Origin of the sequence: Leptolyngbya sp. Cla-17, assembly GCF_016807185.1 — a bacterium.
Lineage (GTDB): Bacteria > Cyanobacteriota > Cyanobacteriia > Leptolyngbyales > Leptolyngbyaceae > ULC077BIN1.
The window spans coordinates 179,893-197,648 of the sequence record NZ_JAEVYN010000001.1 but is presented as its reverse complement, the minus strand read 5'-3'; the positions used below and the strand labels follow the sequence as shown (position 1 = coordinate 197,648).

General features: G+C 47.2%; 9 protein-coding genes. 3 read left to right on the top strand and 6 right to left on the bottom strand.

The annotated features are described in order from the left end of the window. Positions 1-40 precede the first annotated feature (40 nt). From JOY44_RS00900 to JOY44_RS00890, 3 genes are all read left to right on the top strand, one after another. Positions 41-802: a peptidylprolyl isomerase gene (locus JOY44_RS00900; RefSeq protein WP_171571922.1), complete on the top strand. Its 762-nt coding sequence runs from the start codon at positions 41-43 to the stop codon at positions 800-802. A 102-nt stretch (positions 803-904) separates the two neighbouring features. After that, a complete protein-coding gene (locus JOY44_RS00895; RefSeq protein WP_171571921.1) occupies positions 905-3,496 on the top strand; it encodes a type I secretion system permease/ATPase in 2,592 nt (863 codons plus the stop codon). A 241-nt stretch (positions 3,497-3,737) separates the two neighbouring features. Beyond that, complete coding sequence (locus tag JOY44_RS00890) at positions 3,738-11,957, top strand: cadherin-like domain-containing protein (protein WP_171571920.1); 8,220 nt, start codon at positions 3,738-3,740, stop codon at positions 11,955-11,957. Positions 11,958-12,288: 331 nt separating this feature from the next. Here JOY44_RS00890 and proC read toward each other — a convergent pair whose 3' ends face one another. The 6 genes from proC to der form a co-directional block, all read right to left on the bottom strand. Further along, entirely contained in the window at positions 12,289-13,092 is an 804-nt protein-coding gene (gene proC, locus JOY44_RS00885) for a pyrroline-5-carboxylate reductase (RefSeq protein ID WP_171571919.1), read from the bottom strand. 121 nt (positions 13,093-13,213) lie between these two features. Further along, positions 13,214-13,822: a cell division protein SepF gene (locus tag JOY44_RS00880; protein ID WP_171571918.1), complete on the bottom strand. Its 609-nt coding sequence runs from the start codon at positions 13,820-13,822 to the stop codon at positions 13,214-13,216. A 433-nt stretch (positions 13,823-14,255) separates the two neighbouring features. Next, positions 14,256-14,939: a YggS family pyridoxal phosphate-dependent enzyme gene (locus JOY44_RS00875; protein WP_171571917.1), complete on the bottom strand. Its 684-nt coding sequence runs from the start codon at positions 14,937-14,939 to the stop codon at positions 14,256-14,258. After that, entirely contained in the window at positions 14,936-15,205 is a 270-nt protein-coding gene (pipX, locus tag JOY44_RS00870; RefSeq protein ID WP_171571916.1) for a transcriptional coactivator PipX, read from the bottom strand. Before pipX ends, JOY44_RS00875 begins: the two co-directional genes overlap by 4 nt. A gap of 120 nt (positions 15,206-15,325) precedes the next feature. Beyond that, on the bottom strand, positions 15,326-16,306 hold the full coding sequence (locus JOY44_RS00865) for an energy-coupling factor transporter transmembrane component T family protein (RefSeq protein ID WP_171571915.1): 981 nt from the start codon (positions 16,304-16,306) through the stop codon (positions 15,326-15,328). 2 nt (positions 16,307-16,308) lie between these two features. Continuing rightward, a complete protein-coding gene (gene der, locus JOY44_RS00860; protein ID WP_171571914.1) occupies positions 16,309-17,685 on the bottom strand; it encodes a ribosome biogenesis GTPase Der in 1,377 nt (458 codons plus the stop codon). Between the last annotated feature and the right edge of the window lie 71 nt (positions 17,686-17,756).

The following is a 17,756-nucleotide window of genomic DNA, read 5'->3' as shown; positions in this document are numbered from 1 at the left end:
CAGACGAGACAGTCTTCAAATTACTCAGAGTTAGAGATTCATGGAAGCAAATGCACTCCTCATTGTTGACGAAAAGCCCCTTTCGCTGCGGCAATGCCTACGCTATTTGCAAATAGGCGGAAAATTGCAAGGATTTATTGGAGATGTCTTGCGACAATATGTTTTAGAACAAGAGTTAGAAACCCGCGAGGGATTAGAGATTAACTCCGCGATGGTAGAGCAGGCAGCGGTTGATTTCCGTTTGCAAAATCAGTTGACCGATGCGCAGACGTTTCAAGATTGGTTGGTGCGTAATGGCACAACCTATGATTTATTCCATAGTCAGATCAAAAACAGCTTTAAGCTCGAAAAGCTAAAGGCTCAGATTACTGAACCTCGTCTACAAGAGCATTTTATTGACCGGAAGTTAATGCTTGATCGGATTGTGCTATCGCGCATTGTTGTAGAAAGCAAAGAGATGGCAGAAGAGCTGCATACACAAATTGCTGAAGGCGGTAGTTTTGAGCAACTTGCTCGCGAATACTCCAAGGCAGATGAGCGCGTTGCTAATGGCATGATGGGACCTGTAAGCCGCGGCACAATGCCTGATGTGCTAAGGTCGGCGCTTGATTCGGTCGAGCCAGGAAGTGTAGTGGGTCCTTTGCCGATCGAGAATTACTGGGCAATTTTTCGCGTTGAACAATTTCTGTTCGCTACTTTAGAAGACGCTCAACTTAAGCAAACCATGCAAGGTGAGCTGTTTGAGCGCTGGCTAACCGAAAAAATTCAATCAATGACAGTTAAGCTTCAAGTCAACGAATAAAGATCCGAGTCTTCCATTGTCCATTTGCTAGAGTAGCGCTGTTGATGTCTTGCGAAGACCGATTACCCTACTTCACTAAACGCGTTAGTCCAGGAACTCTCCATGATTGCAACTGATCTTACTACTAATAATTTGCCTTGGAATTCTCCACCGTTTAGCTTGTTGAATGCAGACCAACAAGTTCAGTTTAAGCAGCAAGCGGAAGTTCGCCGCTATGGATTAGGAGAGGTCATTTGGGCAACTGATTCTCCTGGAGTTCAGGGTTACGTGTTGAAGGGTAAGGTGCGTTTGGTACCTGAGGATGAGCAGTCTGTCATTCTAAAAACGGGAGATTGGGTAGGAGATTTGCTTGAGTTGCCGGGTTTTTGGAAGGCAAGGGCGGCAGAAAAAGATGTGGTTTTAGTGACGTGGCGAACCGATCTGTGGCAGGCAATCGCCACTCCAGAGTTAGAAAATTACTGGGCATCTCACCGGATACGTCTACAGCCTAAAACAAATAATGCACCTCAGGCTATCTCTGGCTTTCCGTTTATTGCAGCCGTCAATACCCCTGCTGCCTGCCTGACTATGGTAGCCAATCACCTGCAAATTTCTACCAACTTGGACTGGGTGCAACGGCAACTATCGAGTCAGCGCCCAGCCGATGTAATTGAAGCGGCTGAAAAAGTAGGATTACAGTTGCGTCATATTGATTTACGCAGTAGTCAGGGGCTTGATTGGACGGGATTGCGGCGGTTGGAGTATCCCGTCCTGATGCTGTGGCAAGACCAAGATACGGCATCGCCAACGTTTCAAAATAATGGGTCTAAGGGATCGTCTCATTGGGTAGTGGTCTACAGCACAAAGGGCGATCGCCTGATTGTTGCCGATCCCCTTAATCCCAATAGAACCTGCGAAAGCATTCCCCGTTCAATTATCCAAACAGTTTGGGACGGTCAACTGTGGCAGGTTGAAACTATCCAAAAGCAAGAACGTTTTGGCTTATCTTGGTTTCTGCCAGCTGTCTGGAGATATCGCCAACTCCTTAGTGAAGTCTTGCTAGCATCATTTACCCTACAGATTTTGGGTTTAGCAGGTCCAGTGATTACCCAAGTAGTCATTGACAAGGTTATGGTGCAGGGCAGTCTTTCCACCCTAGATGTCATGGCATTTGCCCTCTTGGCAGTGGCATTTTTTGAAGGGTTTTTAGGAACGCTGCGACTATTCATCTTTACTCACACTGCGCGGCGACTAGATCTTAGCCTTTCAGCTCAGCTTTTTCGCCATCTGATGCGGTTGCCATTGTCTTACTTTGAAGCACGGCGGGTTGGCGATACGGTTGCACGAGTGCAAGAGCTAGAAAATATTCGGAGCTTCCTCACAGGCACTGCAATGACGGTAGTTTTAGACGCAGTTTTTGCTGGCGTTTATTTGACTGTCATGTTCTATTACAGTGTCCCCCTAACCTGGGTTGCGCTATCAGTATTACCTCTGTTCGCAGCTCTGACCATCATTGCAACACCAATTTTGCGAGGGTGGCTCAACGAAACCTTTAACCGCAGTGCCGATAGTCAGTCATTTTTAGTTGAAACCGTGACTGGTATTCACTCTGTCAAGGCTCATACGGCAGAGCCAGTTTCGCGAGAACGCTGGGAAGGATTATTTGCCAGATTCATTCGTACCAGTTTCAAAGCCTCAACGACTTCTAACATCAGTGGCAACATTGCAGATTTCCTCACTAAACTTTCTACCGTACTCATCCTTTGGTTTGGGGCAAAGTTGGTGATTGAGCAAAAGCTCACGATTGGTCAACTTGTTGCGTTTCAAATGCTTTCTGGTCGTATGACGGGACCGTTGCTACGATTGATTCAGCTTTGGCAAACACTTCAGCAAGTGTTGCTTTCAGTTGATCGCATTGGCGATATTCTCAACACTGCTCCCGAATCAGAAGCAGGCACTGGTTTAGTGTTGCCGCCTTTACAAGGGCAAGTAGCGTTTGATCAAGTCTTTTTCCGATACAACCCTAACCAAGAACCTGTGCTACGAGGAATTTCCTTTACTGTTGAGCCAGGAATGCTCGTGGGAGTAGTGGGTCGGAGCGGTTCTGGAAAAAGTACTCTTTCTAAAATAGTTCAGCGGCTTTATCCAGCAGAGTCTGGACGTATCTTAATAGATGGATTCGATATTAAAAGTGCTGATTTAGTTTCTTTGCGACAGCAAATTGGTGTGGTGCTGCAAGAAGACTTCATGTTTAACGGTACCGTTTTTGACAACATCAGCCTTGGAAATCCCAATGTGACTGCTGAGCAAGTGGTTGAAGCAGCTCGACTAGCAGCTGCCCATGACTTTATTAGCGACCAAGTCCATGGGTATGAAACAAATATCGGGGAACGAGGCACAGCCCTATCGGGTGGGCAACGGCAGCGTTTAGCGCTAGCGCGTCTGTTTCTTTCACAGGCTCCAATCTTAGTGCTTGATGAGGCGACTAGCGCCTTGGACAGTGAAACCGAGCAGCAAGTCTTGCAAAATTTGCAGCGTGTCTCAGCAAATCGCACAGTCTTTCTGATTGCTCATCGATTTGCACCTTTAAAGAAAGCAGATCTGATTTTAGTACTGGAAAAAGGAGTGCTGGTAGAGAAAGGCACTCATGATGATTTGCTCAAAAGTAAAGGGTTGTACTGGTCGCTATATCAAAGGCAACAAGCGGCTATTTAGAAGAATTAGATTGTCAGGGCTAGGGCGATCGCAACTGTGAATTCTTAATGGTCAGCTCAACAAACTAGAACACACTTTTTATCCTTTCTAGAGAGCTTTGACAAAACGTCGCTCGCTTAGGCTAAAAACCAAGATTCTTTCACGCCAATCGGTCACTTTTGTAAAGTTGTGTAAAGTGTGTGTGCCAAAAGCAACTCCTAGGGCATCATAGCAATGCCATTTGATGGGGTGATAAGCCGCGATGCCCGATAGTATTGGAAATACCCTAAATACTGCTCTTTCGATTTCTTTAGGTAGAAATACGAAGTTATTTGCCGACTCAGTTGAGTTTGGCGATAATGACTACTACAAATTTACGCTGAGCAAAAGCAGCAGTTTTAACCTTGCTCTAACAGACCTAACTGCTAATGCTGATGTTGCTATTTTGAATTCTAACGGAACGGTAGTATCTGTTAATGGACTTCCGGTTCAGTCGGTGAATCAAGGTTCTCTAGCTGAAACAATCAATACCGTTCTTGCACCGGGCAGTTATTTTATTCGGGTATTTCCAGGTTCTCCAACCGATCCGGCTGATTCCGCCAACACTACTCCCAGTACAAACTACAATCTCAGTGTCCGAAGTGATACGGGCGTTCGCACCGATATAGTTTGGCGCAACTATACAACAGGATATGGCGCAAATCGTCTTTGGACAATGGACGGGACAAATGTAGTTACATTTAATTTTCTTCCGACTATTGAAGATACAGCGTGGCAATTCAAGGGTCTAGATGATTTTAATGGCGACGGAATTGATGATCTTGTTTTGCGCTATTACGGCAGCAATAATCCCAGTATTCCCTTAGGCACCCAACTGCTATTGCTGTTAGACGCGAATGCTCAAATAGCTGGTGAGTTCGCCCTTCCGATTCAGCCCAATCCAAACATTACGCTTGCAGGAGCTGGCGACCTAAATAGTGACAACACTCCAGATCTTATTTTTCAAGATCTGAGTAGTGGAGAAATTAGTTTTTGGCTGCTAAGTCCAAGTCCAGCATTTTCTATTACTAGTAATATTTCCACCAATCTTTTCCTTGCGCCAGGTAGAGAGGTTCTTCGAGTTAGTGATTTCAACAACGATAACTCCCCCGATCTCCTGATTCATGATTACAACACTGGGGAAAATCTGGTTTGGTTTTTTAATGGAACTGCTTTTGCATCCTCTGGTAGTCTCCCTAATTCTGCACCCTCTGAATTTCCTCAAGGTGCAGGAGACTTTAATGCAGATGGGCAAGTCGATCTTTTAGTTCGTAACTTTGCCACTGGGGAAAACAATGTCTGGCTTCTCGATGGATTAAGCAGAACTGCCATTCTTCCGATTATTACTGTTAATGATGCTCCAAACTGGGTTGCTCTAACTCCATCTACGCGATCGCTTCCCGTCACACAACAAGACGGAGCCGGAGGCAGCCTTGGGGCATCGCTCAACATTGGTGCTTTGTATGGAAATGGGCTGTATCGCGATTCCATCACAACTAGCGACACAGACGATTACTATCAATTTTCGCTGAATAATGGACTATCGACAATTAACTTAAACCTCAATGGGTTAAGTGGCGGCAACCTAGGCGGCAACCTGAATGTGCAGGTTCTTAACGGCAGTGGGGCAGTCGTTGCCTCCTCAAGCAATGCTGGCACCTCACCGGAAACCTTGTCTAATCTGAACCTCCCTGGTGGAACCTACTATATTCGAGTCTTCGCGGGTCAAGCGGGAGCAACTAGCTCTTATGATTTAAGCGTGCAAGGCAACGCTCCACCTGTGTTGGTTTCTAGCGGTCCCCTTTTTGTTAGTGAGTCATCGTTACAAACGATTAGCAACACCTTACTGCTAGTAACAGATGCAAATAATTCGCCGAGCCAATTGACTTATCAATTAGCAACTGCTCCCAACGTTACTAACGGCAGCCTGCTTCTTAATGGAGCAGCTATTAGCACAGGGAGTCTCTTCTATCAACAAGATATCAATCAGGGAAGGTTGGTCTATCAGCAAGGCGGTAGTGAGGGAGCCTTAACAGATCGATTTGTCTTTGGTGTATCTGATGGTCAGGGCGGCACGATTCCTAACACAACCTTCAGTATTAATATCGTTCCAGTAAATGACCCGCCAGTTTTAGTCTCTTTTGCTGGTGCTACGGTGTCGGAAGGATTAGCGACTACGATTAGTAGCAGCAATTTGCTAGTAACGGATTCAGAGCAAGCTGCGCCGCAAATTGTCTACAGTTTGAACAGTTTGCCTACGAGGGGGGCATTGTTACTGAATGTTTTGGGTGGAGCGCAGCCGCTTACCTTGAACAGCACCTTTACCCAGGCAGATATTACTAGCAACAATCTAGTTTATCGGCATGATGGCAGTGAGACTTACGGTTCCGGACAATTGGACGTACCGGGTAGTGACAACTTCACTTTCACAGCAACAGATGGTGCAGGTGGTTTCTTAGTGCCAACCCAACGTACATTCAGCATTTCAGTGTTGCAGGTGAATGATGCGCCAGTGCTAGTTACCAATACGGGTACTACCATAAGCACTGGGTCAACTAGAGTCATTGATGCGACGCTCTTGAGAGCAACTGATGCTGAGTTTGTATCGGCGGCGGCTCAAGATTTGATTACGTTCTCGGTCGCAAGTGCGCCTACTCAAGGGACGCTTTTCCTTACCTCCACTCAGGCAACTACCTTCACCCAGGCAGATTTGAATGCAGGTCGCGTCTCATACTTACATAACGGTACCTCTAGTAATAGCGATCGCTTTACTTTCACAGTTTCCGATGGAACAACCACGACCGCTGCGTCTACCTTTGAGATCTTTGTGCTTGGAGTGAAAGGCCCTCCCGTTCTGTTAACGACTAACCCAAGTTTGACTGTTAACGAAAACGATGCTTTTGTCCTATCCAATGTTGAGCTTAATATCAGTGACGTCGATAGTGCTCCACCCTTCATTCGGTATACTGTCGGCTCGCCAACTAATGGTCGGCTAGCTGTAGCGGGGGCACCCATCTCGGCTGGGGGTACTTTCACTCAAGACGATATTAACAATGGTCGGGTGACATACAGACAAAACGGTAGTGAAACCACCAGAGATGCATTCACCTTTACCTTTGCAGATGAATCAGGTAATACGACCGAGCCGTTAAGAACCTTTAGTATCACCGTCCTTCCAGTCAATGATTTACCTATATTACTCACCACTAACCCACAGATCACCGTAACGGAAGCGGGCATTGTTAGCTTCTCTAGCACTCTTCTCAATGCTACCGATCCGGATGGTCTAGCTTCTCAAATCACCTATGCTATTGCGACTGCGCCATCAGGTGGTGCCATCTCGTTAAATGGCACGGCGGTAACTAGCTTCACCCAGTCCGATATCAACAGCGGTCTGGTGAGATATCAACAGAATGGCTCAGAAGCCTCATCTGATAGTTTCTCCTTTACCCTGACTGATCAGTCGGGTGTTCCAGGAGATCCAGCTACATTCAACATTAATGTTGTTCAAGTCAATGATGCACCTGGGCTAGCCAATAACATCAGTCTTACTGTTGGTGAAGGCGACACTGCTCCGCTGAATAGTAGCAACTTACAGATTACAGACAATGATGGACCAGGACCTCTAACCTACACGTTAGGAAATGGACCTCAGCGGGGCGTTTTACGCAGCGGCAACACGACCCTATCGGCTGGTGGAACCTTTACCCAACTGGATTTGGATAATGGTCAGGTCTTTTATATCAATGATGGTAGTGGATTTGCTAGCGATCGCTTTACCTTCACTGCTTCTGATGGAGCGACATCGGGATTGGGCTCACCTGGTTTAATTGGTTTAACCACCTTCAGCATCAACGTTACCCCCAGCAATGATGCGCCAATCATTGCCACAAACCTCGGCCTCACGGTTGCAGAAGATGGGCTGGTCTCCATTACCCGGTCTATTCTCAATGCAACAGATACGGATAATGTATCTTCGCAGCTAACATTTGACGTTTCCTCTACTCCTGCTAATGGAACCCTACTCAAAGCAGGTACAGCGGTTAGCAGTTTCACTCAGGCAGACATTGATGGCAATCTCATTTCCTACAAGCACAATGGCAGTGAGACCACGACCGATAACTTCGTCTTTGATGTAACTGACCCAAGCGGTGACGCAGCGGGCATTCAAACCTTCAACATCTCCGTTACCCCGGTGAATGATGCGCCGAGGATTGCATTAAATACTGGGTTGGTAGTCGATGAAGGTAACACGCTCATCATCGACGATGCAGCTCTGTTGATCACCGATCCAGATGGTCCTGCTCTCAGCCCTATCTATACTCTTAGTACCGCGCCAACTCGTGGTCTACTGCTGAGGAATGGCACAACGCTTTCTTCCGGGCAAACCTTTACCCAAGCGGACATTAGTGCCACGCTCTTGACTTATGTGAATAACGGCAGTGAATTGACGAGCGATCGCTTTACTTTCACTGCATCCGACGGCTCAACAGGCGTCTTGCCACTATCCACGTTTAATCTCACCGTCAATCCCGTTAATGATGCCCCAACGATTACCGTACCTACTGCCGCACTCTTGAACGTGAATGAGGACACTCAATTCATATTCTCCGGTGTCAATCGGATCAACGCCACTGACCTAGACTCCACACCGCTGACAGTCACTCTATCTAGTGAATTTGGCGGGACATTGGGATTAGGTTCCACCAGTGGATTAATTGGTCTAACAGGTAATAACACGGGTTCCATTTCCTTCAGTGGTACTCCTAGTGCAGTCTCAGGTGCCCTAAATAACCTGAGATATAGAGGCACTCAGGATTTTAACGGTACTGAGCAAATCACGATTCAGGTGACCGATGGTACAACGCCCGCAACTCAGGTAATCACCATGAACGTGGTTGCGGTCAACGACACTCCCACGCTAACGGTACCAACTGCAACAATCGTGGTGGGCGAAGATCTGCCAACTGCCGCACTGAACCTGACATTGAGCGATGTGGATTCTGGGGATAGCCCACTTCTGGTAACATTGACCGCTCCCAATGGTACTTTGACAGTCAATGACAATGGACTGCTTAGCTTCGTTAACAGCACGACAAATGGCAGCAGTTCCGTTACCTTTACCGGCTTAGTTGCTGATGCTCAAGCAGCGCTCGCTGGTTTGGTGTATCAGGGCAATCCTAACTACTCTGGGGCTGACCGTATTACGGTTACAGTGAATGACCAAGGTGCAACTGGCTTATCAATTGGACCTTCAGCAGTAACGAGATCGATTAGCCTGAGCGTTACTTCCATTAACGACAAACCGACCTTTACACCCAGTGCCACCAGCTACGTTATTAATGAATCTGGTTCCTCTACTTCCGCACCAGCTCAAGTTACTGTTCCGTCTTGGGCAACGGGCATTTCAGCAGGAGCGGCGAATGAATCGGGTCAAGCATTGACCTTCACCGTAACGGGCAACGATAACCCCAGCTTGTTCCAGACTCCCCCAGCTATCAACTCATCAACAGGCGCACTAACCTACACGCCGCGTGCAGATGCGAATGGAGTTGCAAACGTGACGGTAACTCTCAGAGACAACGGAGGCACTCTTAACGGGGGGATCAATGCGTCTGATCCGGTTGTCCTTACTATCACCATTAATCAGGTGAATGATGCGCCCTCTTTTACAAAGGGAGTAAATCAGACGATCAATGAAGATGGACCAGCGGTCACTGTTAATAACTGGGCAACCAACATTCGTTCTGGTCCTATCACAACATTGGCAAATGAAAGTACTCAGCAGGTGAATTTCCTGTTAAGTACTAACAATGACTCATTGTTCAGTGTTGCTCCAACGATTAGCCCGACAGGGACTCTCACCTACACGGCGGCACCGAACGTGTCCGGAACGGCAGTTGTCACCGCAATTCTGCAAGACGATGGTGGCACTGATAACGGTGGAGTAGACAGTTCTCCTGCACAACTGTTTACTATTGTGGTGAGATCGGTGAACGATGCGCCAACCTTTACACCGCTCTTAGCATCTCCGCTAGTCGAAGTACTTGAAGATGACCCAGCTCAGAGCATTCAAATTGCAACTGACTTATCAGTTGGGGCTAACGAAGTGGCTCAAACTCTTAGCTTCGGTATTACGAACAGTAATCAGAATCTGTTCTTATCAAATGCAAGACCGGCTATTAACGCATCGACAGGATTACTCACCTTCCAAACCGCTCCTAACGCCTTTGGTTCTGCGGTAATCACGGCAACCCTGCGAGATAACGGCGGTACGGCTAATGGCGGTGTGGATACGGCAGCGCCCTACGTCTTCACAATTAATGTGCTGCCCGTTAACGATGCCCCCTCCTTTACCAGGGGCGGTAACCAAACAGTGGCTGAAGATAGTGGACTGAGAACGGTGAATGGTTTTGCCGCCAACATTACCGCAGGTCCGGGTGAAGCTAGTTCACAGACGGTGAGCTTCCTAGTCGCGAACGATAATCCATCGCTGTTCCTAACACCGCCAACCATTAGCCCAACGGGGACGCTGACTTACACCTCGGCACCCAATGCAAATGGGACGGCCGTGGTGACGGTTCAGTTATCAGACAATGGTGAAGTTACTCCTGGAAACGGACAGGATACCTCGGCTCCGCAACTCTTTACTATCGTTGTCACTCCGGTGAATGATAGACCCACGTTGACCTTGCCCGGAACACAGACAATTCAGGAAGATCCTTCAACTCCATTAGTATTTAGTGGCGCAAATGCAATTCAGTTTACAGATATCGATTCCGGCAGTAGCCCTGTTCGGGTCGTACTGTCGGTGCAGCAAGGAACAATCACGCTTCCACAATCTACCGGACTGAATGTGACGGGTGGTTCCAATGGCGGTAGTTCGGTGACCCTTACAGGAGCGATCGACGACTTCGTTAGCGCCTTTGCTAACGTCAGCTACCAGCCCAACGCAAACTTTTCCGGTACAGACAGGCTGATTATTAATATCAGTGATCAAGGAGCAACGGGTTCTGGTCTTGTGGTTCCGGCGTTAGGAACCGTCACAATTAATGTGACTTCGGTGAATGATGATCCTGTGTTGTTATCGGTTAACACCTTAACTGTTGGTGAAAGTAGCGGGACACCACCAAATGTCATTATCAGTAACAGTCTGCTTCGCTCAACTGATGTAGACAGCACTGCGGCTCAGATTAGTTACGTTGTCGCGGGTACGCCAACTGCCGGACAATTACGGCTTTCAACTGGAACAGGATTTACAACACTGACGACCGGCAGCCGATTTACTCAGGCAGATATAGATAGTAATCGTCTGAGATATGCCCAAAATGGCAGCGAGGCAACCTCAGATAGCTTCACCTTCCAAATTTCGGATGGTGGTGTGCTCTTTCCAGCAACGCCAGAAACCTTTAACATCTCGATTCTGCCGTTCAATGACCCGCCTAGAGCGTTAGTCAATACGGGTCTAACCATATCCGAAGAGGCTGGCAGCGCGATTTTGGATACTCTTCTGCTATTTACAGATGTGGATAATTCCAATCCTGCTGAACTCGTCTACACACTGGAGAGTAACCTAAATGCTGGAGAATTACAGTTTGGCGGTACACCGTTAACCCAAGGTCAAACCTTTACGCAGGAAGATGTTAATAATGGTCTTTTGATATATCAAAACAGTGGCGCTGAGTCGCCTACTGATGGATTTAACTTCTCAGTAACGGATGGTAATAGTACAGCATTGGGCTCCTTCAATATTGCAGTCGTTCCAGTCAATGACGCGCCCAGGGTAATTTCGGCGGGTCCACTGTCTTCTAATGAAGGGGGCACTGTGAACTTGCGAAACTTTGTATTAACTACTGATCCAGATAACTTACCTTCTCAAGTTCGCTATACCTTGCAAGGTCAACCAACCTTTGGCCAACTGCAAAGAAGTGGAGTGAGTCTTGGAACTGGTACAGTATTTACTCAGCAGGAGATTGATAACGGTACAATCACTTACCTGAATAATGGAAGTGAAAACCCATCGGACTTCTTTAGCTTCCTAGTGTCAGATGGTACAGCGCCAGCAATTGCAAACGTTGTTCCTATCACGATCTCACCTGTAAATGATGCACCGATTCTAGTGGCTAATCTTCCACTAACGCTAACGGCTGGAACTCCAGCAACTCGTCAAATTAGCACCAGCATTTTACGGGCAACAGATAATGATAATCCACCGGATCAAGTGTTCTTTAGACTAGGATCGCTACCAACTGCGGGTGAGCTACGCCGCAATGGTCAACTGTTGACTACAGGGCAAACCTTTAGCCAGAAGGATATTATGGATGGTACTGTCACCTACCGTTACTCTGGCGTTGGTTCAAGTGATGGCTTCCAGTTCACGATTGTAGATTCTCTAGGTGCGCCGGGAGGCAGCAACTTCTTCCAAATTGCTTTCACTTCTTAAAGTCCTTTTTGAAAGCGACAGGGATCTAGTCAATAGATCCTTGTCGCTTTCAAAAGTTGAGCTACAAAGTTTTAGATTTTTAGACTATGGACCGCCATCTTAATTCTTCAGTAGGTGCTGTGCCTGTCGCCACAAAGCTTAGAATATTGAGATCAAAGAGAAATGTGGCTGTTGCCCCTAGCAACGAGGCTCATCCCTACGCCCCATTCCAACCAGTATGGCTATATATTACGTGATGCAGTAAAACCACTGTGAGATTGAGGCACAAGTAGGTCTTACTTTCCACTCTCAATTTGGTTAGCACCACTGGTGTTGACGGAGAAAGATTTAATTATTGTCCTAGTTCTTGCGATCGCAGATAGGCAGAGCGAACGGCCTCAATCAAAGCAGAGCGAACACCCGCACGCTCTAAATGAGCAACACCAGCGATCGTGGTGCCACCAGGGCTTGTCACCTGATCTTTCAGTTGAGCCGGGTGCATGCCAGTGTCTTGCAGCAATTGAGCGGAGCCTTTGACCGTTTGAATAGCAAGTTTCGTGGCAATCACTCTAGGCAATCCTGCTGCCACACCGCCATCAGCCAAAGCTTCTATAATCAATGCAACATAGCCAGGGCCAGAGCCGGATAAGCCCGTTATCGCATCCATATAAGACTCTGCCACTTCCACCACCTCCCCAACGGCACCAAAAATGCGCGTTGCTTGTTCCAAGTGATGGGACTGAGCAAGTAGACCCGGCGAGATCGCAGTAATTCCTGCGCCAACGGTAGCAGGAGTGTTAGGCATAGCTCTAATTACCGCTTTGTCAGGAAAAGCACGCTCTAGCTTTTCTAGGGGGGTGCCTGCAAGAATAGATAAGATGAGTGCCACCGATGTGACTCCATCCCCAGCAAGTTCCGCCACAACTTGATCGAACATCTGTGGTTTAACTGCTAACAAGAGTACGTCTGTTTGAGCAGCTTCTAAATTTTGAGCGGTTGTTTGAACCTTGTAGCGATCGCTCAAAAACTTCCGGCGTTCTGCCTGAGGGTCGCTCACTAAAATACGCTCAGGTGTATAAATTTCCTGAACGATAAGGCGGGAGATGAGCGCTTCTCCCATCATCCCGCCACCAATCATGCCAAGTTGAATCGACATCTCATCTCCTAAGCTGTTTGGTCGCTCCCTTAAACCATAGAAGGGCGAAAAATAATCATCAATCGCTAAACAGCAATCAGCAGACGCTAACGATTAATAACCAATTTTTAACAGCTTAATATTACTGAGCCATACGGACTTGCTCACTACCCCACGTTGCAGCAGGGTTGGTTGCACGGGGAACACGCACCTGAGGCTGCGGCACTTCGTGAACAACGTTATTTTGTGTACTGACTTGAACACAGCTAGGCGTAAACAAGAAAATGCTTTCGCCAATCCGCTCTTGATGACCATCGATCGCGTAGGTTCCACCTGCTACAAAGTCAACCGCACGCTGGGCTTGGTCAGGGTCCATGATGGTCAGATTTAATACGACAGATTTGCGCTCCCGCAATGCCTGAATCACTTGAGGCATTTCTTCAAAAGAACGAGGCTCCATCACCACAACTTCAGAAATTCCGTTGACGGCTCCAGGCATACCAATCACGTTACTCATTGAGGCTGCAGTCATGGTTTGTGTTCCCACATTGGTTGATTCAGTCATCATAGGACGATCCCGATAACGGCTCCGACGAGCACGAGACTCGTCAACAGGCGGTTGTTGAGCTTGATCTTGTTGATAAATACCTTGATAGTCTTCCCCATCCATCTCGTCATACTCATACTCATATTCCACTGGTTCGTTAAAACCAACAAAATCCCGTAGCTTACCGAAAATATTGTTACTCACTGTTTGCGCTCCATCACGATCAGTTATCTATGCACACACACGTCTTCCAATGTCCATCTGTACACGCTTGTAGCTAGCAGTTTTAACCTGTTACATCACAATAAAAACTGCCTTTTAGCTGACGTGCCAATCAAAAACTTTTAGATAATGACACTGGCTGAAGCGGTAGGTCAATCAACTCACTGCCCCTACCCGTTTTCGCTGAATTGAGAGATTAGTATACTCCTACTTGGTCAAAGTGAATCTTTTATTAAGACTTTTCTGATGTTTTGTTAAAAATGGCAGAAGAAAGTCTTAAGAAGGCTGATTTTGCTTTGTTTGACGACTTTGCTACTCAACAGTATTCAAAACTTAGAAAGTACTTATGTCAAGTATTTTTAAGGATCTTGAGCAGTAGATGCTATTTTGTAAAGCTCTATACACTGAGCAAGCCTTAGGCTTGGCGATCGCCAAACAAAACCCGACCTAAACGAATCATTGTTGTGCCAGCTTGGATTGCTAGCGGAAAATCTCCTGACATTCCCATTGAGAGGTCTTGCATTTGAATTCGCTGCCAGTTTTGCGCTTGAATTTTATTGGCAAGCTGACGATTTTGTTCAAATAGTTCAAGCACCTCTACTTCACTCAAGCCCGTTGGAGGAATAGTCATTAATCCTTTGATTTGCAGGTACTGACACTGATTGAGTTCAGCTAGGTCAGCCAACAATTCTGCTGCTGTCCAGCCATATTTGTCGGGATCTGGCAGCAACTTCACCTGCAAGCAAATTTGAGGTTCTAGAGTGAGTGATGCTGCTAGGCGATCAAGCCTGAGCGCAAGTTTCAGGCTATCAACAGAATGAATCCATTGAAAACATTGCAATGCTTTTTGAGCTTTGTTCGTTTGCAAATGCCCAATCAAATGCCAAACTACATCGGGCAAATCAGCTAATTCTCTTTGTTTAATTTCAGCTTCTTGAACTTTGCTTTCCCCAAAATCTCGAATTCCTGCGGCATAAGCCTCTCGCATTGCTTCTATAGGCACCTGTTTGGTGACTGCGATTAAGCGAACTGAATCAGGCAAAGACGATTTGATCTGAGCAATGCGTTCGGAAATTGTACCGGCCCAGTGAACGGTCATTGAAAGGTTTGCTTGTAGAGCTTGAGGAGTTCGGTGTGTTCGGGTGGCGATCCTAAACGGCGCAATTGGCGAATGCGATTTTCAACCGCCAGTCGAGCGTCAGCACGACCAACAGGCTCAAACTCTAATCCATCGTCACCGATTGACACGAGGAAAAATAACCTTTGGGCATAAAGGGTTGTGAATAACTCTCGGTTAGCATCAACCAGGCACATTCTAAAAAGCAAGCCAAAATTTGGATGATTTAAGTAATTTTCGTCGCTCATTGAAACTTGCTTCGGATAAACGCTCTCGATAGTACATGGTTTTAGTCTACGCCTATCGATAACACCATTTTCTCGATCGGTAATGGACAAACGCTGAAATCAAAAATATGAAGCAATCGATTAAAGACTGCTACTCCAGAAGATGCGAAATCCCCAAAATAGAATAATAGCCGCGATCGCCAACCAATCTAGAACTCTCAGTCGAAATTGATGCCACGGCACCTGATGCTGATTTGGGGTAGTAAAGCCACGTACAGTCATCGCGCTGGCGATTTGCGCAGCTCTGAGCAACAGATTGTCTAGCAATCGCTCTGCCACGAGCAACCAAATCTGAACCGTGCGGCGAAGCCCTAGCTTTTTCCAATTAATGGCACGGGTGCTGACCGATCGCACTAAATTCTGAAATTCTTCTAACACCAGTGGAATAAATCGCAGAGACAGCGTTAACGTCAGAGCAATTTCTGTGACTGGCACCTTAAAGCGGCGCAATGGACTCATCCAGTTTTCGATTGCGGCAGTCACTGCTTCTGGTGCTGTCGTCAGCAAAAACAGATTTGTACTGTAAAGCAGAGTAAATAGTAAAGTGCTGACTCGAATGGCAAGATCCAGCGATCGACGAGTGACTGTCAAAGAACCAAACTTCAGTAGCACATAGCGATAATCGGTAGGCTGCGGTAAATCTGCTGTTGAAGGCTGCTTTGCGGAAGAATCTAGGAATTTCGTCCACGTCAGCGGATTCCAGAGCTGGGATTCTGCTGATGGCGTTGTTTGTTGAGCAACCACGAGTCCATTTACAGGCTGACGGGGCTGGTGACTGGCATTTAAACCGTCCGGAAGCACCGTTGTGAGCGCAAAAATAAGAACACAGAGAAAGGTAAGCCAGCCAAGCTGTTGTCGCCAAACTCGCAGCGGGATTCTAGCAGAAAGGGTGAGTAGTAGCAGCAACCCCACCAACAAAATTCGCCAAAAAGGAGTTGCTAATATAGGAGCCAGTAGGAAGGATAACAGCCATGCCAGCTTGATCCGAGGATCTAGGCGATGCAACCAGGTAATGGGTTGTTCCAAAAAAAGCCCCAGTGGGAGCGATCGCAGCAAATCCATGACTACTTTATCTTCACTCGTGTTGCTCGGTTAACGGTCCGTTCAGTGCGCTCTAAATCGCGTAGCTTTTTACCCCGCCAAAACAGCCGCAGCGGCGTTCCTGTGAACCCTAAGGATTGGCGAAACTGGCGCTCAATGTAGCGACGATAGCCATCGCCAAACAGGTCAGGATCATTGACAAACAATGCGATCGACGGCGGTTGAGTGCTGACCTGGGTGCCATAGTAGATTTTACCCTGGCGACCCCCGCGAGTAGTAGGAGGCGTATGCCAACTGACAGCGTCTTCCAGCACTTCGTTGATGACGGAAGTCGTTACCCGACGACGATGCTGTTCAGCACCAACATTCACAAGATCCAAAATTTTCTCGACTCTTTGCCCGGTTTTGGCGCTGATGAAAATCATCTCTGCCCAATCTACAAAGTGCAGTCGATTGCGAATATCGCGTTCATACTCATAGATAGTTTCGTTGTCTTTCTCAATGGCATCCCATTTATTGATGATTAACACACAGGCGCGTCCCTCTTCCTCAATGCGCCCAGCTAACTTTTGATCTTGCTCAGTCACGCCATCAATCGCATCCAGCACAAACAGAACTACATCTGCCCGTGCGATCGCCTTAAATGCACGGTTGATACCAAAAAATTCGGGACCGTATTCCACACTTTTTTTCTTGCGGATGCCAGCAGTATCAATCAGGCGATAGGTTTTACCATCCCGCTCTACCAAGGTATCGATCGCGTCGCGTGTTGTACCTGAAATGGGGCTAACAATGGCACGATTTTCGCCAACAAACGCATTCAACAAGCTCGATTTGCCAACATTCGGTCGTCCGGCGATCGCCACCTTAATTTCGTCATTTTCAACAATATCCTCTGGGGGAGGCAGATGCTTCAGTAATTCATCCAGCAGTTCCCCAGTGCCGTTACCATGAATGCCAGACACGGGATAGGGTTCACCCAAGCCCAGTTCCCAAAACTCCATGGCTTGTATGATGCCTTGATCAACCGATTCGCACTTGTTGACTGCCAGCAACACAGGTACAGGCTGTTGACGCAGCCACTCAGCAATCTCCTGATCGCCGCCTGTTGGTCCAGTCATACCATCCACGATGAGGATCGCTGCACTCGCTTCGGCTAACGCAGTCAGCGCTTGTTCGCGGATTAGAGGCAAAAATTCTGTTTCGTCGTCAAACACCAAGCCACCCGTATCGACTATCATGAACTCGCGATCGCGCCAGTAGGCAGGCTTGTAAGTGCGATCGCGGGTTACACCGGGTTCATCATAGACGATCGCTTCTTGCACCCCTGCCAACCGATTGACAACAGTAGACTTGCCCACATTTGGGCGACCAATAATGGCAACAATAGGTAATGGCATGGGTGAAGACGTTGAAAGGAAAGTGAGTTCAAGTCATTAATTTGCCTAGCAAAAATTCGATTGAATCTCAG